This is a genomic window from Halohasta sp. A2 (assembly GCF_056175805.1).
The window spans coordinates 32090-51250 of sequence record NZ_JAQFWV010000006.1 but is presented as its reverse complement, the minus strand read 5'-3'; the positions used below and the strand labels follow the sequence as shown (position 1 = coordinate 51250).

At 61.5% G+C, this 19161-nt stretch carries 16 protein-coding genes; 8 read left to right on the top strand and 8 right to left on the bottom strand.

Translation table 11 applies throughout. The features are described 5' to 3' along the window. Positions 1-5: 5 nt before the first annotated feature. Positions 6-2528 carry a DNA topoisomerase I gene (locus tag O2S87_RS03365; RefSeq protein ID WP_475407389.1) on the bottom strand — a complete coding sequence of 841 codons (2523 nt, stop codon included), beginning with the start codon at positions 2526-2528 and terminating at the stop codon, positions 6-8. A gap of 99 nt (positions 2529-2627) precedes the next feature. Between O2S87_RS03365 and O2S87_RS03360 the strand changes: the two genes are divergently transcribed. The 4 genes from O2S87_RS03360 to O2S87_RS03345 all read left to right on the top strand — a co-directional run bounded on the left by O2S87_RS03360 (position 2628) and on the right by O2S87_RS03345 (position 5701). Next, positions 2628-2891: a hypothetical protein gene (locus tag O2S87_RS03360; RefSeq protein ID WP_475407388.1), complete on the top strand. Its 264-nt coding sequence runs from the start codon at positions 2628-2630 to the stop codon at positions 2889-2891. Between the two features lie 66 nt (positions 2892-2957). After that, positions 2958-3506 (top strand): small multi-drug export protein, encoded by a 549-nt coding sequence (locus tag O2S87_RS03355; protein ID WP_475407387.1) that lies wholly within the window; start codon positions 2958-2960, stop codon positions 3504-3506. A 73-nt stretch (positions 3507-3579) separates the two neighbouring features. Next, on the top strand, positions 3580-4233 hold the full coding sequence (locus O2S87_RS03350; protein WP_475407386.1) for an NAD-dependent epimerase/dehydratase family protein: 654 nt from the start codon (positions 3580-3582) through the stop codon (positions 4231-4233). Between the two features lie 61 nt (positions 4234-4294). Then, entirely contained in the window at positions 4295-5701 is a 1407-nt protein-coding gene (locus O2S87_RS03345; RefSeq protein WP_475407416.1) for an MATE family efflux transporter, read from the top strand. 83 nt (positions 5702-5784) lie between these two features. Here O2S87_RS03345 and O2S87_RS03340 read toward each other — a convergent pair whose 3' ends face one another. The 3 genes from O2S87_RS03340 to O2S87_RS03330 all read right to left on the bottom strand — a co-directional run bounded on the left by O2S87_RS03340 (position 5785) and on the right by O2S87_RS03330 (position 9128). Continuing rightward, the gene (locus O2S87_RS03340) at positions 5785-6435 is read right to left on the bottom strand and encodes a helix-turn-helix domain-containing protein (RefSeq protein ID WP_475407385.1); all 651 of its coding nucleotides are present in this window, start codon (positions 6433-6435) and stop codon (positions 5785-5787) included. A gap of 394 nt (positions 6436-6829) precedes the next feature. Next, positions 6830-8323 carry an Asp-tRNA(Asn)/Glu-tRNA(Gln) amidotransferase subunit GatB gene (gene gatB, locus O2S87_RS03335; RefSeq protein WP_475407384.1) on the bottom strand — a complete coding sequence of 498 codons (1494 nt, stop codon included), beginning with the start codon at positions 8321-8323 and terminating at the stop codon, positions 6830-6832. Between the two features lie 136 nt (positions 8324-8459). After that, positions 8460-9128 carry a type IV pilin domain-containing protein gene (locus tag O2S87_RS03330; RefSeq protein ID WP_475407383.1) on the bottom strand — a complete coding sequence of 223 codons (669 nt, stop codon included), beginning with the start codon at positions 9126-9128 and terminating at the stop codon, positions 8460-8462. A 475-nt stretch (positions 9129-9603) separates the two neighbouring features. Between O2S87_RS03330 and O2S87_RS03325 the strand changes: the two genes are divergently transcribed. The 3 genes from O2S87_RS03325 (at position 9604) to O2S87_RS03315 (ending at position 14654) form a co-directional block, all read left to right on the top strand. After that, positions 9604-9984: a DUF7518 family protein gene (locus O2S87_RS03325; RefSeq protein WP_475407382.1), complete on the top strand. Its 381-nt coding sequence runs from the start codon at positions 9604-9606 to the stop codon at positions 9982-9984. 67 nt (positions 9985-10051) lie between these two features. After that, the gene (gene smc / locus O2S87_RS03320) at positions 10052-13642 is read left to right on the top strand and encodes a chromosome segregation protein SMC (RefSeq protein WP_475407381.1); all 3591 of its coding nucleotides are present in this window, start codon (positions 10052-10054) and stop codon (positions 13640-13642) included. Next, positions 13635-14654 (top strand): segregation/condensation protein A, encoded by a 1020-nt coding sequence (locus O2S87_RS03315; RefSeq protein ID WP_475407380.1) that lies wholly within the window; start codon positions 13635-13637, stop codon positions 14652-14654. Before smc ends, O2S87_RS03315 begins: the two co-directional genes overlap by 8 nt. 39 nt (positions 14655-14693) lie before the next feature. On the opposite strand, the gene O2S87_RS03310 is transcribed toward O2S87_RS03315, so the two are convergent. Further along, entirely contained in the window at positions 14694-15398 is a 705-nt protein-coding gene (locus O2S87_RS03310; RefSeq protein WP_475407379.1) for a phosphoribosyltransferase, read from the bottom strand. A gap of 126 nt (positions 15399-15524) precedes the next feature. Between O2S87_RS03310 and O2S87_RS03305 the strand changes: the two genes are divergently transcribed. Beyond that, on the top strand, positions 15525-15914 hold the full coding sequence (locus O2S87_RS03305) for a pyridoxamine 5'-phosphate oxidase family protein (RefSeq protein ID WP_475407378.1): 390 nt from the start codon (positions 15525-15527) through the stop codon (positions 15912-15914). Positions 15915-15953: 39 nt separating this feature from the next. On the opposite strand, the gene O2S87_RS03300 is transcribed toward O2S87_RS03305, so the two are convergent. The 3 genes from O2S87_RS03300 to O2S87_RS03290 all read right to left on the bottom strand — a co-directional run bounded on the left by O2S87_RS03300 (position 15954) and on the right by O2S87_RS03290 (position 18949). Beyond that, a complete protein-coding gene (locus O2S87_RS03300) occupies positions 15954-16961 on the bottom strand; it encodes a histone deacetylase family protein (protein ID WP_475407377.1) in 1008 nt (335 codons plus the stop codon). Then, positions 16961-17392 (bottom strand): histone, encoded by a 432-nt coding sequence (locus tag O2S87_RS03295; protein ID WP_475407376.1) that lies wholly within the window; start codon positions 17390-17392, stop codon positions 16961-16963. The genes O2S87_RS03300 and O2S87_RS03295 overlap by 1 nt, the downstream gene beginning before the upstream one ends. Before the next feature lie 90 nt (positions 17393-17482). Next, the gene (locus tag O2S87_RS03290; protein ID WP_475407415.1) at positions 17483-18949 is read right to left on the bottom strand and encodes a single-stranded DNA binding protein; all 1467 of its coding nucleotides are present in this window, start codon (positions 18947-18949) and stop codon (positions 17483-17485) included. Positions 18950-19161 lie beyond the last annotated feature (212 nt).

Sequence of the window (19161 nt, the reverse complement as noted above, 5' to 3'; positions counted from 1 at the left end):
CCCGGTTAGTCGGCTTTTATCTGCCAGTTTCGGACGGTGTCGGCGCCGACGCCGTCGACCTGTTCGGCCAAGTCGTCAGGATCGGCATCCTTGAGCGCCGCAACGTCATCAACGCCTGCCGTCTTCAGCTTCTCGGCGGTCTTTTCGCCGATGCCCGAGACGGTTTCCAGCTCGGAACCGTTCTGTTTGGCCTGGTACTCGCGGTAGTTGCAGATCGGACAGCCGAGCTCCCACGGCTCGTCGCCCCCGTTGTCGACGACGAGTTCGGGTAGGTCGTGTTCCTCACACCGCTCGTCGGTGACTTCGATCTCACCGCGTCGCGGTAGTGGCAGCGAGTAATCGCAGTCGGGATACCGGGTACAGCCCACGAGACGCGAGCCGTTGCGGAGGCGCTTGATTGCCAGTTCGCCGTTCTCATCCTCGCCACAGTCTGGACACGCTCCGATAACGAGGTCATCTTCCTCGTCGGCCTCGTCGGCTTTGCACTGCGGACAGCCGTGGGTGAACGTTTTTCGCCCGGCGAGCATCTTGACCTCCCGAAGCTCGTGGTCGTCGCAGGTCTCGTCGAGTATCAGCGGCTTACCGGTAGATGGTAACGGCAGCGTGTACGTGCAGTCGGGATAGCCGTTGCAGCCGACGAAGTACGAGCCGTAGCGGCTTTTGCGAACCAACAGATCGTCGTCACACTCCGGGCAGGGACCGAGCGTTTTGTCGGCCTTGAGGGATTTTTGGATGTGGTCACCGATCTCTTCGCGCGAATCGGTCAGCTCATCGAACACACGTTCCAACATCTCCTTTGATTCGGTTGTCACCTCGTCGTAGCCCTTTTCGCCCGCCGCGATCGCCTGCATATCCGCCTCCAACTGGGCGGTCATATCCTCGCTGACGATCTGGTCGGCGAAGTCCTCGGCGGCCTCGACGACCGCGCGGGCGAGCATCGTGGGCCGCGGTGGATCGCTCTCGATGTAGCCCCGATCGTAGAGTTTCTCGATGGTATGGTGGCGGGTCGACTTCGTGCCGATCCCCATTTTCTCCATCGTCTCGATCAACCGCGATTGACCATAGCGCCGGGGCGGTTGGGTTTCTTTGTCCTCGATCCGCGTTTCGGTGATCGCCAACGACTCGCCTTTGTCGACGTCAGGAACGTGGGTCTCCTGCTGATTGAAGTACGGATAGACGTCGTGGTAGCCCGCCTCGATCAGCCGCTTGCCGTTGGCCTTGAGTCGGAGCTCGTCGACGGCCGTCTGGTCGACGTCGACCGCCGCGACGACTTTTAAATGCTCCCACGTCGCGTCGTCGGCGACGGTTGCAAAGAACCGCCGGACGACGAGTTCGTAGATCTCCCACTCGTCTTCGGAGAGTGCACCCGCCTCGGGGAGTTCGCCGGTCGGATGAATCGGCGGATGGTCGGTCGTCTCGTTGTCCCCGGCGGTCGGCTCGATCTCGCTGGCTTCGAGGAGCGATTCAGCGTCATCGCCGAACGCCCGGCTGTCGACGAACGCACCCAGCAGCTCTTCGGGGTCGAGATCTTCGGGATACACCGTGTTGTCGGTTCGGGGGTAGGTGATGTAACCAGCAGTGTAGAGGTCCTCGGCCATGCTCATCGCGCGCTGGGCCGAGTAGTTCAGCGAGCCCGCTGCGCGAATGAACTGGGTCGTATTAAATGGGGCCGGCGGTCTGTCGGTTCGGGTCCGCCGACGAACCGAGTCGACCGTCGCCTGGTCGGTCGACGACAGCACCTCGTAGACGGCCTCAGCGCGGTCGCCGTCCCAGACGCGTTCGGCCTCGTTGCCGTCTTCATCGCGGTAAAAGTATTGGGCCTCGAACCCGCCCTCGCCGGCCTTTTCGAGGTCGGCAAACAGCTCCCAGTAGGCTTCGGGATCGAAGGCGTCGATCTCGCGTTCGCGGTCGACGATCAGTTTGAGAGTGGGCCCTTGAACCCGGCCAACGGAGATAAAATCGTCGCCGAGTTGGCGGGCCGAAAGCGACAGAAAGCGGGTGAGCGCCGCGCCCCAGATGAGATCGATTACCTGTCGGGCCTCGCCAGCGGCCGCCAGATCGAAATCAAGGTCGTCGGGCTCGTCGAAGGCGCTATGAACCTCGCGGTCGGTGATTGAAGAGAATCGAACGCGGTCGATCTCGACGTCCTCGTTGACCTCGCGGACGAGTTCGTAGGCCTCCTTGCCGATCAGTTCGCCCTCGCGGTCGTAGTCGGTGGCAATGGTGACGTTCGAGGCGTTTCGGGCCAGCGAGCGGACCGCCGAGACGATGTTCTGTTGGGTCGGCTGCTTTTCGATCGGTGCGCCGATCAGTTCGACCGGTTCGACGTCGCGCCAGTCGTTGTACTCGGCGGGGAAGTCGACGCCGACGACGTGGCCGGAGAGACCGATACAGCGTTTACTGCCCCATTTGTAGACGTTGACGCCGTTTTCCCGTGTGGCGTCGGCGGTGCCGCCGCTCAGGATCTCGGCGATCCGCCGGGCGGCGTTGTCCTTTTCGGTGATGATCAGTGCAGGGCCGCGACTCATTGGGCGAGATACGCCGCTTTGTGGCCTAAACCTTTCGCGCTGACTGGCAGTCGACCGTCGACCCGCGATTTTTTGTCTCACCCGGTCGACTGGTACGATATGCTCAAACTCCTCATCGGCGTCTTCGGACTACTTGAAGCACTATACCCCGACCGCGTTCTTTCGACACTAACGAGACTCAGTTACGAGTACGAGGGTTCGGCTCCAACCGCGAAACCGTGGGTCATCACAGCCGCCCGTATCGAGGGGGTCATCCTACTTAGTGTGGCGATTCGTGCAGCGATCAAAGCCGACTGTGCCGCCAAGGGTGACGAGGCGTCGACCGACGAACCCGAACCGTCTGGAACGGTCGACCGAATCTAACCCGCCACACCCGGTGTCGATAGCCGAGTCGCACGCCTTATTTTCGTTGCGTCGCTCCGAACCGGTATGGAACACGTCGCCGCAGTGGCCGCCGAGACCGCAGCCACCAGCGGTGTTCTCCTTTCGAATCCCGAAGCGTGGGCACGCGACCAGATCGCTGACGCTGGCGGGATCGGACAGTACCTCCTCGTCTTTCTGTTGGCAGCGACGCCGCTGCTCGAAATACTGGTCGTCATTCCGATCGGCATTGGACTCGGTCTCCAACCCGTGGCAGTTGCCGTCGTCGCCTTCGGTGGGAATCTGCTGCCGATCTACGGGATCATCATCGCCCACAAGCGGGTTACGGCGCTTTCAGAACGCCGAGGTGCCACGATAGAATCGTCAGGTCGACACAAACGAATCAGACGGCTGTGGGAAAAATACGGCCTCCCCGGCTTGGCGGTGGCATCACCGATTAGTACCGGTGTACATCTTGCCGCGTTGTTGGCGCTCGGATTCGGGTCGACGCGACGGTCGACCGCCTTGTGGATGACCGCGAGCATCGCCGGCTGGACGGTCGTCATCACGGTCGTCTCGGTCACTGCGCTGTCGGCGCTGGGCGTTGTAGTTAAGTAGCCACCGCCTACCTTGAGAAAGTCACGGCTGTTTCGACCACAACTCCCACGTACCTTCCACCCCAACTGAGGGTATGGCACGGCTTCTCGTTGTCGGCGGCAGTGGGTTCATCGGACAGGCGATCTGTCGACAGGCGGTCGCGGCAGGCCACGAGGTTCGAAGCGTCTCGCGGAGCGGCCGTCCCGACGGCGTGGTCGGTGGTTGGGTCGATCACGTCGAATGGACCAGCGCCGACCTGTTTTCGCCACACGTCTGGCGCGACCGTCTTCGTGGGGTCGACGCTGTCGTCCACTCGGTCGGAATCGCCCACGAACGGCCGCGTGAGGGCGTCACCTTCGAGCGACTCAACGGTGATTCGGCCATTATTACTGCTCTCGAAGCCGAACGCGCTGGCGTCGACACATACGTCTTGCTCTCGTCTGCGGCCAACTACCCCACAGCTCGCCGGGCGTATCTTCAGTCGAAACGACGGGCTGAACGGGCGATCGAAAGCCTCTCTCTGGAGACGGTTATTCTTCGGCCTGGACCCGTCTACGGCCCCGGCCAGCCACACTTTCCGCGACCGCTCAACTACCTTTGCCAACTCGTCGACGAGATCGATCCGCTCGCCGAGCGACTCGGCGATGCCCGCCCCGTCTCGGTCGACCGGCTGGCGGGTGTCGTTGTCGACGCGGCGGTCGATCCCGAAACGCGCCTGCTGACCGTCGAGGACATCGTCGACCGGTGATCCGCATGGGGCTGACCGAGCCGAGGCGATCCCCGTGAGCAAACGGAGTTCGCCAGTCGACATGACGACCGGGGCGATCACCCCGCGACTCGTCTCGCTGGCGTGGCCGCTGGTGCTCGGGAACCTGCTGCAGACGTTCTACAACCTCGCGGATATGTTCTGGGTCGGCCGCGTGAGCGACGAGGCCGTCGCCGCCGTCTCGCTGATGTTCCCGCTCTCGTGGATGTTCGTCTCGACGGCGATGGGGATCACGGCGGCGACCATTGCCTTAGTATCCCAGCACATCGGCGCGGGCAACAAGCGAGAAGCCGACCGGGTCGTCGGCCAGACCGCGCTGCTGACCACGGCGGTCGCTACTGTGTTGGCCGCCATCGGGCTGGGATTCCGCGAGCCGCTGTTGTCGACTATCGGCGCGGAGGGGCAGGTGTACACCGAGGCGCTGGCCTATATCGAGATCATCTTCCTCACTCTTCCCCTCACCTTCCTGTTTTTCGCCTTCCGCGCCGCCTTGCAGGGCGCGGGCGACACCAAAACCGCAATGTGGCTGATGCTGCTGTCGGCCGGGCTGAACGTCGTCATCGACCCGGTTTTTATCCTCGGCTGGGGACCGATCCCCGCCTTCGGCACGCAAGGGGCGGCGATCGCCACGTTCATCGCCCGCGGGGTCGCTGCTACGGTGGGGGTTTATATACTCCTCATCGGTGGTTTCGGCGTTCGGCTCCGCCTCCCGGACCTCAGACCGGACTGGGGCCTCCAGCGACGGTTGGTCGACATCGGCACCCCGGCGACGATCGACGGCTGGGCCCGGAGCTTCGCGGCGGTCGTGATGGCTGGCTTCGTCGCCCAGTTTTCAGTCGCCGCGATTGCGGCCTACGGCATCGGCATCCGGCTAATGTCGGTCTCCTGGACCGTCGCGGGAGCCGTGGGGCAGGCCACCGCAACGGGCGTCGGCCAGAACCTCGGCGCGAAGACGCCCGACCGTGCCGCGGAGGTTGTCTGGAAGGCGACCGCCGCGACGATGGCGATCCTCTTTGCCGCGGCCGGAGTCGTCGTCGCGTTTCCCGCGGCGGCCATCGGCGTGTTCATCGACGGCCCTGCGGTCATCGACGAGGGGATCGTCTTCCTGCGGATCATCGCGCCGTTCTGGGCCTTCTTCGGCGGTGTGATGGTGATTCAGGGCGGCTTCCGCGGGGCGGGGGTCACCAAAGTCGCCATGGTGCTTTCGTTCCTCTCGCGGTGGATCTTCCGGGTTCCCACCGCCCTCGTCCTCGCTTTCGGGTGGGCCTACGCGATTCCAGGGACAGGACTGACGATCACGGCGTTCGACTGGGGCGTCGACGGCCTGTGGTGGGCGTTTTCGTTCGGGGCGTTCGCCTCCTTTATTGTCGCTGTCTTCTGGTTCCGGCTCGGGACGTGGAAAAGTGGTATCGTCGAGCGCGAGGCGTCGACGCCCGCGCCGACCGACTGATACGGTTTCCTGTAGACGGGTACCGACTCGACGGCTGCCCGGTGAGCAGTCGTGCGGTAGCGTCCTCCAATCAACCGTATGAGCTATCCGGTAAAGTGGTGTTGGAAAAACTGATTACAGCCACGCCGCAACAGCGCGCTGGCCGCCGACGGCGAGCTATCGAGGGCATCGGCGACGTCGTCGAGATGCGCCCCACGAGGCACGTCGTAGTACCCCATCTCAAGGGCGGTTTCGAGGGCCCGTTCCTGTTTGCCGGTGAGAACCGATCTGGATTCGGTCGACTCGAACGTCATCTCCTGAACCAGTGACTTGAGTTTCATATCGATGTCACTGCCGGCGGTTACGTCACGGAAGAACCCCGAGACGTTCACGTGTTCGGGAAACCGGAGTTCGAACTCCCAGGCCATCGTATCCCCGCGCGCTGATAGAATAACGCCATCGTTAGCCTTGATTTCGAGAAGTAAGGGGGAGGTGTCTGTCTCCCACGAAATCTTGTACAGTCTCCCGTTCCCGAAGGTTTCGAGCCGCGTGATCAGTTCGATCTCCGGAAGCGAACGCATCGTTTCCTCAAACCGTTCGAAGTTTGTGTGATCCCAGACGAAAATGAAGGGGAACGTGTCCTCTCGCATCGGCACGATCCGCTCGATCTCGATTTCGGCAGTTGGCTGGTTTTCGATTGATTTCCCGAGCGGGAAGCTCTCAGAGTCGATAACAAAGGTCGCAATAACACTCATACGGTCTCATAATACAAGCAGTTGGCCCAAGAGCGATATGACGTATTACTATGAATACTGAGACCACGTACTTCAGTCAACAAACCAGTCGACGGATCGGTGGTACTCGGTGAGGTGCCTTGTTGCCCGCATAGGCCATCGAGGCTGCGACACGGGTCTGTGATTCCTGCATGAATGGACACCGCGTTTACCCCCCAGTAGACGCGAGACCATTCAGGTAGAGATAGTTTTGCCCGAACTCCGGACGCACCTGAATCCCCCCATAATAGGTAGATGCCCCCTATCTCTACACTGAGATAGAGGATCGACAGAAGGGTGACTATTCGGGCGCAATTTGTCGTACCTTTTTATGCGAGTGGCGGTCGACACGCTCACCGAACCCGTTGTGGTGAGTTCAATCCGCCAACTGTGAGCGAAGGAGTTCGTTGACGCTGCCTGGATCGGCCGAGCCCTTAGATTTCTGCATCACTTGGCCGACGAGGAAGTTCAGCGCACCGCCCTCGCCGTTGTGGTAGTCCTCAACCGCCTCGGGATTCTCTTCGATCGCCTCGTCGACGAACCCCTCGATGGCATCGTCGTCGGCCTTGCCGAGGCCCTCGTGATCGATGATCGTCTCCGGATCGTCGCCCTCGTCGAGCATCTCCCGCAGGACGACCTCCTCGGCGTTTTTGACCGTGAGTTCGTCGGCGTCGACTAACCCGATGAGGCGCGTAAATTCGTCGAGGCGGTGGTCGACGTCCGTGATTTCCATATCGCGGTAGTTGAGTTCGCCAAGCAAATTGTCAGCGACCCACGTCGCCGCCAGATCCGCATCGAAGTTTTCGGCAACGGACTCGAAGAAATCCGCGACCTCCTTGGTCGAGGTGAGCTTCGAGGCCGACTCGCTGTCGAGGCCGTATTCGCTTATAAACCGCTCACGGCGCGCATCGGGGAGTTCGGGGATCGGAATCTCGTCTTTCCAGTGAGAAACTTCGAGCGGCGGGAGATCGGCCTCTCGGAAGTAGCGGTAGTCGGCTTCGGACTCCTTCGAGCGCATCGAGACCGTAATCCCCCGCGTTTCGTCCCAGTGGCGGGTTTCAGTTTCGATCACACGGCCGCGACGGACGGCGTTCTTCTGGCGAGTGACTTCGTAGGCCAGCGCCTTTTCGGCGCCCTTGTGGCTCGAAATGTTCTTGACTTCAGTTCGGTTGGCATCGGCGAGCACCGCGTCGGGAATCGAGCCGTCATCGCCGTCGACTTCGTCGCTGTCGACCAGCGAGATGTTGGCGTCGACGCGCAGGCTGCCGTCGCGGGTGGGATCAAACACGCCGAGATATTCGAGCACACCTTCGAGTTTGGCGAGAAAGGCGCGGGTTTCGGCGGGCGAGCGGAAATCCGGCTCGGTGACGATCTCCACGAGCGGCGTTCCAGCCCGGTTGTAGTTGATTAGGGTCGCCTCGGCGGTGTCGATCTGTCCGCCTTTGTGCTGGAGACTTCCGGGGTCCTCTTCGAGATGCGCACGCGTGATGCCGATCTCACGGCGCTCGCCCTCGACGGCGATTTCGAGGCTCCCCTGTTGGCAGATCGGGGCGTCGTACTGGGTGAGCTGGAAGTTCTTCGGGAGGTCGGGGTAGTAGTAGTTCTTCCGGTGGAACGTGGTTCGTTCGGGCACCTCGGCGTTCAGTGCCTTGCCGATTTTGACCGCGGCCTCGACGGCTCCTTCGTTGAGCACCGGCAGCGCACCGGGCAGTCCCAGACAGACGGGACAGGTACGGGTGTTGGGCTCCTCGTCGTCGTCCGCGGTGGTCGAACAGCCACAGAAGATCTTGGTCGACGTTTCGAGCTGGACGTGGACCTCCAGTCCGATGACGACCGTGTGTTCAGTCGATTCGACGGCCTGCGCAGTCATTACCCGGGGTTTGCCGCCCGTCCGCTAAAGGCTAACGGAGCGGTTGACGCGCTGGCGGTCGACGATTCGTGTTGTCTATCTGATTGTCATGAAGAGTTGAGTCGATACCTCAAAGAATAGTCTGTGGGCGGATCAGCTACTCGATTTCTTCTTCGAGGAGTGTCTGGCTCTGATCGCCCGACTCCCACGTGATACGGACCTCGTCGCCTTCTTCGAGGCGTGCACCATCATCTTCTGCAATTGTCTTTTCATCATCATTTATATATACAAGTGATTTATCACCTGCGTCTCCATAGTTATATTCGAAATTAATCGGATCTTCTCCAACTGTTAGGTCTTCCTCTTGTATAATCTCTGTTCCTAGTACTATTGTTGTTGAATCTCCCGAAGAGATGGAATCACCATCTACGTTCTCCCACGGATTAATCGGATGTGTTTTATCTTCATTAGCAACACTATTAGGATAAAAGGCGTCTGCGGGTACTAAAGTCGCGTATGCAGGTTCACCATTGACTTCTACAGAGATGTCGTCCTTGTCCACGTCCTCTCCACCGTCATGAGTAATAGTTAGCCCAGGAAAGTTTTCTGACGGACCCGATTCACCGGGATCTTCATGAACTTCTATATCTTCCTGCTCAGCATTAAACGATACTTGCGGCGGACTATCGCTCACCGAATCGCCCAGTCCAAGCACGCTGGACCCGATAACGGCGGCGATAATCACGGTCACTGCAACCATCAAAATTACCCCAATCACCGGACTCACTCCCTGTTCGTCGTTCTGAAATGGCCTCCAGTCCTTCATACCATTCTATCAACAATATATATTCTATAAAAGCATATTATTATGGTATGTATGTATATATTGGATTTGTTCGGAGGGTGTTCTGACGACGGGGCGGTCGACGACTGACTCCCACCTGTCGACTTGATTTGTTGTCCCTCGCATGCGCACATACGTACGTCTGTCCAGATTGACGACCGTCGAGCGCGAGGCGATCGTAGCCGGTCGGGCCGAACAGTCGACCGTTCAGCTTTCGTCGTCCAACTCCGGCGGACCAGAGTGCCCGCTCGACCCGGCCCTTCGTCCCGAAACGGTCCGAAGGGTGGCCATCGAAAACGGCAGTCACCCGCCTTCGGTGACCCGAACGAACCGATAGGCATCGACGTCCGACGCCTACCCCTGCCTCTAGTTCGCGGGACCGACGGCCCCCACATCGGTCAGTTCTCCCACAGGAGTCTGACACAGTTTTATACGTCCGTGGTAACGTTCATCATCCATGACTAATCGAGTCGACGATCTCGAAAGCGAGATTGCAGAGCTCCGTGCGGCAGTCAACGGTCTCACCGAAGAACTCGTCGAGACCAAAGCCCGCGTCCGCCAGCTCGAAGACGACGCCGAAGCGCGAGCCGCCGCTGCGGCGGAGGCGGAAGCGCAGGCGGCCACTCCGGTCGACGCTAGTCCCACCGAGACGATGACCAAAAGCGATGACCACGTCGAAGTCGTCAAACACGAGCGTGCGCCGAGCAACGACGCCGAAACACCCACCGACGCCACCGACGCCGACCCGGAGCCGGCATCCGAAGCTGATAACACCGCCGACGATCAGGAGTCGACAGAAGACGACGCCGCCGACCAGGGCGATATCATCGTTGCCTGAGGCTGCGTCGCGACACACCGATGGACACCTCTCGCGACCGGGCGGCCGACGCCGCCGTCAGTGACTAATGCACATCTCAGCCCTCGTCTTAGACGGTTTCAAGAGCTTCGGTCGACCGACGCGCATCCCCTTCTACGAGGATTTCACCGTTATTACGGGCCCCAACGGCTCTGGCAAATCCAACATTATCGACGGCGTGCTGTTCGCGCTTGGTCTCGCGCGCACACGAGGCATCCGCGCCGAGAAGCTCACCGACCTCATCTACAATCCGGGCCACGACGGCGACGAAGACGCCAGTGGCGGTAGCCGCGAGGCCAGCGTCACGGTCGTTCTCGACAACAGCAAGGGGACGCTCTCGCGCGAACAGGTCGTCACCGCCGCCGGTACCGACCGGATCGGCGACGTCGACGAGATCACGATCAAACGCCGGGTCAAACAGACCGAGGACAACTACTACTCGTACTACTACCTCAACGAGCGCTCGGTCAACCTCGGTGACATTCAGGACCTGCTGTCGCAGGCGGGCATCGCCCCCGAAGGCTACAACGTCGTGATGCAGGGCGATGTGACCGAAATCATCAACATGTCGGCGTTCCAGCGCCGCGGTATTATCGACGAGATCGCGGGCGTCGCCGAGTTCGACCAAAAAAAGGAGGCCGCCTTCGAAGAGCTCGACGCTGTCAAAGAGCGCATCAACGAGGCGAGTCTCAAAATCGACGACAAACAGGAGCGACTCGACCAGCTCGCCGACGAGCGCGAAACCGCGCTCGAATACCAGTCGTACCGCGAGGAGAAATCGGAGTACGAGGGCTATCTGAAAGCCGCCGAGCTCGAAGACAAACGCGAGCACCTCGCCCGCACGGAAGAACAGATCGCCGACTGCGAGGAGACGCTCGCCGAGCGGCAGTCGACGCTCGATGCCAAACAGGGCCGACTGGGCCGACTCGAAGACGAACTCGCAGCGCTCAATCGCGAAATCGAACGCAAGGGCGAGGACGAACAGCTCGCGATCAAACGCGAGATCGAGTCCGTCAAGGGCGAAATCGACAGACTCGAAGGCCGGATCGAGACCGCCGAAGAACGCGTCGACGAGGCCGAGAACGAACGGCGCGGCGCGTTTGTCGAACTCGACCGAAAACAGGAACAGGTCGACGAACTCGAAGCCGAGATCCGCGACCACAAGGTCAAAAAAGCCTCGATCAAAGGAACGATCCAGACGAAAGAAGCCGAACTCGAGGCGGTTCAGAACAAAATCGAGACCGTCGACACCGAGTTCGACGAGCTCAAAACCGAGCTGAGCGACGAAAAATCCCGGCTCGAATCGCTCAAGTCCGACGCCAACGACGCCCAGCGCCAAAAGGACCGACTGCTCGACGACGCCCGCAGGCGGTCGACCGAGGTCAGCGAGGCCAAATCGGATATTGAGGCCGCACAGACCGACCTACCCGAGTTGAAGGCGACGCTCTCGGAGCTTCACAGCGAACTCGACAAGGCCGAAAAGAACGAACAAAAGATCGACGCGACGATCGAGATGCTCCGCGAGGACCGCCGCGAGCACAAAGCCGCGCTCGACGAGGTCGAAAACGACCTTCGAGAGGCCCAATCCGAGTACACCACCCTCGAAGCCCGTGCCTCGGACTCCGGCGACACCTCGTGGCCACGCGCGGTGACGACGATTCTCAACGCCAGCATGGCCGGCGTCCACGGCGCGGTCGGCGATCTCGGAAGCGTCGACGGCGAGTATGCGACCGCCTGTGAGACCGCCGCCGGTGGCCGGCTCGCCAACGTCGTGGTTGCTGACGACGGCGTCGGCTCGGACTGCATCGACTACCTCAAATCCCGCAACGCGGGCCGAGCGACGTTTCTGCCGATCACGAAGATGGACAATCGGAGCCTGCCGCAGATCCCCAATGATCCGGGCGTCGTCGACTTCGCTCGGAATCTCGTCGACTACGACTCGCGATTCGAATCTGTGTTCTCCTATGTCCTCGGCTCGACGCTCGTCGTCGAAGACATGCAGACCGCCCGACAGTTCATGGGAACGTACCGCATGGTCACGCTCGACGGCGACCTCGTCGAGCGCTCGGGCGCGATGACCGGTGGGTCGGGCGGCGGCTCGCGCTACTCGTTTTCGAAATCCGGCGAGGGAAAGCTCGAACGCATCGCCAAGAAGATCGGTCGACTCGAAGACAAACGCCGAGAACACGACTCAGAGATCCGCGAGATCGAAGGCCAGATCGACGACGCGAGGGATCGAAAATCCGATGCCACCGAGACGGTTCGGGCCATCGAGACAGATATCGAACGGACACGCGAGGAGATCGACGACACCGAAGCGACAATCGAGCGTCTCGAAGACCGCCTCGAAGAGATCGAAGCCGAACGCGAGAGCGTCACCGAAGAAATGGAGTCGGTCGACGAGCGGATCGCCGAGATCGAGGCCGAACGCGAGGCTGTCGAGGAGACGATCGCCGAGCTCGAAACCGAACTCGCCGATTCGGAAATTCCTGAACTCACCGCTCAAGCCGACGAGATCCGCGAGGAGATCCGCGATCAGAACGCGCGAATCGAGACCGTCGACAGCCGGATCAACGAGAAAGGGCTCGAACGCCAGTACGCCGAAGAGGCCGTCGAAGAGCTCCACGACACTATCGAGACGGCCCAGAACCGAAAGGCCGAGGCGAAAGACCGAATCGCCGAACTGGAAGGCCAGATCGAGACCAAAGAAGCGACGCTTGAGGAGAAACGCGCGGCTGTCGAGGAACTCGAAAGCGAGTTGGTCGAGCTCAAAGCCGACCGCGAGCAACGCAGAGCCACCGTCAAATCCGCCCAAGCCGACCGCGATGAGGCCCAAGAGGCGGTCGCTGCGATAGAATCCACGCTCGAAAGCCACCGCGAGACGGTCGACCGGCTCGAATGGGAGATCAACGAGCTCGAAGCCGCAGTCGGCGAGTACGACCCCGAGGAGATTCCGGATCACGACGAGGTCGAATCGCGGATCGCCACGCTGGAGACGAAAATGGAGGCGCTCGAACCCGTGAACATGCTGGCGATCGAGGAGTACGACGAGGTCGAAGCCGAACTCGACCGCTTGACTGAGGGCAGAGACACCCTCATCGAAGAGCGCGATGGCATCCGCGATCGGATTGATCAGTACGAGTCCGAAAAGAAGTCGACGTTCATGAACGCCTTCGAGTCGATCAACGGCTACTTCGAGGACATCTTCTCGCGGCTCTCGGCAGGGACAGGGGAACTCGTTCTCGAAGATCCCGATGATCCATTCGAGGGCGGACTGACGATGAAGGCCCAGCCCGCCGACAAACCGATCCAGCGGCTAGCGGCGATGTCCGGCGGCGAGAAGTCGCTGACTGCCCTCGCGTTTATTTTCGCCATCCAGCGACACAACCCCGCGCCGTTCTACGCGCTCGACGAGATCGACGCCTTCCTCGACGCCGTGAATGCCGAGCGGGTCGGCGAGATGGTCGACGATCTGGCGGGCGACGCACAGTTCGTCGTCGTTTCCCACCGGTCGGCGCTACTCGAACGCTCCGAGCGGGCGATCGGCGTCACGATGCAAGAGGAAAACTACAGCGCGGTGACCGGTATCCAGTTCGGCGAGACGGACGACAGAGTCGAGGAGGCCCCGGCCAATGACTGAGTCGCCGGAGGTCGCCGGAGCCGGGACGACCGGCGCTGACCGATCGGCGCCAGACGCGGAGTCGACGCCGCCCAACGCCGCTGAAGTGGCTGCCGACACGAGCGAATTGCCGGTCGACCCGGGCGACCTAGGGGGCGACGATGACGACGGCGTCGAGCCGGTCGAACTGTTGGTCCAGCTGGCCAACGAGGGCGAGATCGACCCCTGGGATATCGACATCGTCGAGGTCACCGATGCGTTCCTCTCGGAGCTCGCCCGGACCGACCTCCGGACGACCGCGCGCGCGTTGTTCTACGCGAGCGTGCTCCTGCGGATGAAAGGCGACCAGCTACTGGCCGAGCCCGAGCCCGAACCGAAAGACGAACCCGAACCGTGGGAGATGGCGATGAGCGAGGCCGCCGACGCCGAGCCGGGATTCGATCCGGTCGACGCGCTCGAAGACGAGATGGACCGCCGACTCGACCGCAAACGGACCCGTGGATCGCCCGAAACGCTCGACGAGTTAGTCCGCGAGCTTCGCGAGGCCGAGCGCGACAACTGGTGGAAACGCCGCCGGGAGTACGACACCTCCGAGTCGCCGCGTGGGTACAGTCGCGGTACCCAAACGGTCGACTACCGGTCGGCCGACGAGTTCCGCCCCGAGGACGAACCGACCGAAGGCGACGTGACCGGAACAACCCACACCGAGGATATCGACCAGGTTATCGACGACGTCGTCGCAGTTCTCCAACCGCAGTTCGACAAGGGGCGGGCCGAACTGCTGTACGCTGAAATCAAAACCTCGGGCGGTCGCCCGTTTATGACCTATCTCGCGCTGCTATTTCTCGCCCATCGCGGCCAGATTCGCCTCCAGCAGGACGACCTGTTCGGTGATCTCTGGGTTCAAGACCCCGAAGCAGTCGAATCGTCGACGGATTCTGAAGAGGAAATCGACCACGAGGAAGCTGTCGACGGCTCCGAACCGCCAGCGGATGACGACGATGGCTCCGAAGTCGAGCCGATCGACGACTGAGAGTACCGTCAGTCGGGTTGCAGTACGGTATTGTTTGTCTCAGGCTTCTGCTTCAGCCGACAGCGCCCACGCGTCGTCACCAACGAGTTCGATCTGTCCACGGTCGACCATCAGTTCGAGAACCTCACCGAGGCGGTTGGGCTGGGTGGTCTCCAGTTCGATCTGGCCGATGTCGTAGCGCTCGGCGAGCTGGCGTCTGATCGCCTGGGTGTCGATCGGTTCGTCGACGGTTGACAGAATCCGGCCGATTAGCTCCGAGAGGTCCTCAATGAAGTTCCACGGATAGACGACCCAGGTCCACGTCTCGAGCTGTTCGCCGACGAAATCCGGCTCGAACTCGCTCGTTTGGAGCAACTGCAGGGTGGCGGTTCGAACCTCACCGGTCGTTCGCTCGCTCACGTATTCGTGGGCGCGCTCGATCGACCCACCCGTGTCGGCGATATCGTCGACGATGAGCACGTCCTTACCGTCGAGACAGCCCTGCGGCATCGGATACCGGATCTGGGGCTCGTCAGCCGTCTCGCCAGTGCCGACGTAGTGTTCGATTTTGAGGCTCGTCAGGTCGTCGAGTCCGAGGAAATCACACAGACAGCGCCCCGCGAACCAGCCGCCGCGAGCCAGCGCGACGACGACGTCCGGCTCGAACTGTGCAGCCCTGACCTGTCTGCTCACGTCTCGACAGCGGTTATATAAATAGTCCCAGTCGGTGATCGTACAGTTGAACGTCTCTGAGTGGTCGACCATACGACTTGTTGTGTGCAAGGCGGTGTTAAATCGGCTGAAACGCGTTCGATCATGAATCGCGGTGACCCCGATCATATTCGACCCCCGGCCAGTCGACTTTTGTTTGTTTCAGTGCTCTATGGTTCCGTGTCACCATCCAGCACCGAGCGCGCAGAATCGCTTCTCAGTTCGGAGCCACTGATCGCGCATCTGGCGACCAGCGTCGACGACCGCCCACACGTCGCAGCCGTCTGGTACCGCTGTGACAACCAAACGATCGAGATCGTCACCGACGGCAAGAAACTGGCCAACATCCGTGAGAACCCGCGGGTCGCGCTCTCGGTTCAAAAAGACCACAACGGCCACACCGAGTGGATGGTCTCGCTTCTTGGCACTGCGACCGTGGTCGACGATGCCGAAGCGTTCGCCGAAGCGAACCGACAAATTAACGCGAAATACGATGCCGACAAAGGGGCGTATTCGGAGAACACGCTGGTTCGGATTTCGGTCGGTTCGATGACTCACCGGGAGTACTGAGCGGTGTACATGTGTGCGGGTAGCCGCTGGCTACTGCGGTTAGTCGAAATCTAACTTCTCACGAAGCGTTTTCGTAACCTCGACCGCTGGCTCGTCAGGGGTATCTTCGCAGGCGATTGGCTCGCGGCCGTCGAACGTTTCGTGGACGATTCTGACGCCGTCCGCGAGCGTATCCAGCCCGTAGCCGCCCTCCAACACGAACGCCAGCGCCGCGTCGTTGCGGTCGGCGATCGTTCGCATGCGGTCGGTCATCAGCGCGTAGCCCTCGGTCGACACGCGATGTCGCGAGATGGGGTCGTGGCGGTGGGCATCGAAGCCCGCGCTTACGATCAGGAGGTCAGTATCGAACGCGGCGAGCGCTGGATCGAGGGCTTCGTCGATTACATGGAGATAGTCGGGATCGCCAGCGCCCGCCGGAAGCGGGGCGTTGAGCGTCGTTCCCTCGCCGTCACCTTCGCCGACTTCGTCGACGGCTCCTGAGCCAGGGTAGATTCCTTCTTCGTGGATCGAGGCGTAGAACACGTCGTCGCTGTCGTAGAAGATGTCCTGGGTGCCGTTGCCATGGTGAACGTCCCAGTCGAAGACGGCGGCTCGGTCGATCTCGCCGGTATCGATGAGTCGTTGGGCGGCGACCGCGACGTTGTTGAAGAAACAAAAGCCCATGGCGTCGTCGCTGACCGCATGGTGGCCCGGCGGTCGACCCAGTGCGAACGGCGTCTGTCTGCCATCCGCGCCATCGAGCGCGGCTCCGGCCGCCCACTGGGCGAGTCCGGCACTCTGGAGGGCTGCCTCCCAGGTCGCTTCGGCGGCGACCGTATCGCGGTCCCAGTTGCCGCCGCCGTCTTCGCAGAACGTTTCGAGTTTGTCGACGTAGCTGTCGGTATGAACTGCCGCAACTGCCTCGCGTGAGGCCGACTCGGTATCCTGGTAGTCGACGCCGTGTTGTTGCTGCAGGCCGCGTTTGATCGCTCGCAATCGGTCGGCCGTTTCGGGGTGTCGTTCGCCGGTATCGTGCTTCAGACAGGCCTCGCTGTATCCAAACTGCATTATTCGAAAAGCGAAAAGTACATTTCGATGTCGTCGGCCTGTACGGTGCGTCGGTCGGCGTGGCGAGCGAGTTTGACCGCCGCGGCCGCCACGTTTTCGGTGTAATCTTCGAGAATGTCGGCCAGCGCGATCCGGGCGTCCATCGACACCCGGTAGCTGTCGTCGATATCGAGCCGGGCGATCCGGTCGACCGGCGCGACCGGGAGCTCCAACTCGTCGCGGTCGACGACCTGATACACGCCGAAATCCTCGGCCATCAATGTTTTACGGCCGTCCTGGGTTGCCGTCTCGGCGGCCTCAACAGCGAGCGCCGCGCCGTGGCGCTGAACGCGCCGTGCCAGTTCCTCGGCGGCATCGGCACTCACTCGGAGTGACGCTGCGTTGCGCCGAATAATAGCGTCTACCGGGGCGAACGGCAACTCAACACTCATACCCAAATACCGGGCTGTGTGTCGTATAATGCTTTCCGTTACGATTTCGCACACGTCAGCATCGAACGGCACTCGGGGAGCGAGCGTTACTTAAAACAGCTCCGTGGCGTTGATCGTCCCCCCGGTTTCAGGGCCACGAACGGTCACTTCCTCGCCGAGTCTGAGCGACTCATTCGTCTCGACGGTCCGTGTCTCGGTGCCGTTGTCGAGAATCACGGGTTCGCCGGTCTGAACAACCGTTCCAGTGAACTCGACGACTCCCGAAGAGTCCGACAACTCGCTGTCGGTCGCGGCTGACTCGCTGTCGGTCGATTCGGTTGCTGAGTTCGCTGGCGACTGGCCGTCCTCGAAGGCAGCAAGCCCCCCGGCTGCGGCGGCCTCTGCCTTGCGCTCGTCTTCGGCCGCCTGTTCGGTTTCGAGGCTCCCCGAACCGGATTCCAGCACGCTGACCGTCGACTGCCAGCCAGCGGAGGCCTCGAGGTCGTCCTGCCAGCCGTCTTGGATCTCTGCGTCGGTAACGAGTACGTGGTCGGCGAGCTCAATGTCTTTGTCGGCCTTTTCGCTCCAGAGCGCGACCCGAATATCGCCCGTTTCGTCCTTGAGTCGGATGTTTCGGACCTGGCCCTGTGAGCCGTCGTCGCGGTCGAACGTACGCTTTTGATCCGACTCGATGACGCCGCCAGCGATGTCGACCGTCTGGCCGATTTCCACAGATCCAATATCGGTCGTCTCGGGGACGTACTCGATTGCTTCCTCCAACGATTCGACCGCGCTGCGCGAGCCGACGTGGAGTTCGAGGCTCCCGTCGCGTTCTTTCACGTAGCCGTCGACGATCTCGACCGACTCGCCCGCACTGAGTTCGTCGACACGGTCGGCTTTTTCGTCCCACATCGTCACTCGAATCCGGCCGGTTGGATCGCCAACGGCGAGGTTCGAGACACGGCCTTCCGAGCCGTCGTTGCGGTCGAACGTGCGGACGGTGCCGACATCGAGAATTCGGCCTTTGAGATTGACGTCCGACAGGCCCAACGAGAGGTCTTCGACGCGGTGGACGTCCAGTACTTCGACGTCGACCTCCGCGTCCTCGTCGGGTTCGGCCTTGTCGACGCTGACCTCGACGCCGTTGTAGCCGTCTTTGGGTCGACCGGCGATCCGGAGCACGTCACCCACATCAAGTTGGCCGTGTTGTTCGCCGTCGGGGCTGCCGACAGCCGAGACGGCCAGTTGGTCCCACATCGAGATGCGGATGCGACCGGTCTCGTCGGCGACTTCGAGGTTAACCACACAGCCCTCGGCGTCCTCGCCGTCGCGTTCGAACGTTCGGAGCTCGCCGATCGAGACGATCTTGCCGAGGAACTTGACCTCCTCCATTCCGGGTTCGATGTCGGCAATGCCGTTTACCTCCTCGTCTTTCAGTTCGTGTGCGATGAGCATGGCTGCCGTCTCTTCGTCGGCCAATCCGCCCATCTGCTCGACTTTGTCTTCGACGGCCGCTCTGAATTCTTCGAGCGGGACGTCGGTGTCGAGGTCGTCGTAAACGTCCGCTATGACACCCATGAGTATATCCTGAGCCAGGGCCAGACCGCGCATAAGCGTTGTCCTTGCGCCAGTTGCACCCGGCTGTCGACGCTGCTTCCGGGTCGGCTCTCACGGCCCTGAGAGGGGTGTCGTTCACGTGTGAGCTGCGACATACACCGGCTGTGTCGGTATCGGATATAAACCTCGGGGCGAGGAAGGCTCGGTCGGACGCGTGGGGTGTCGACAGTCGC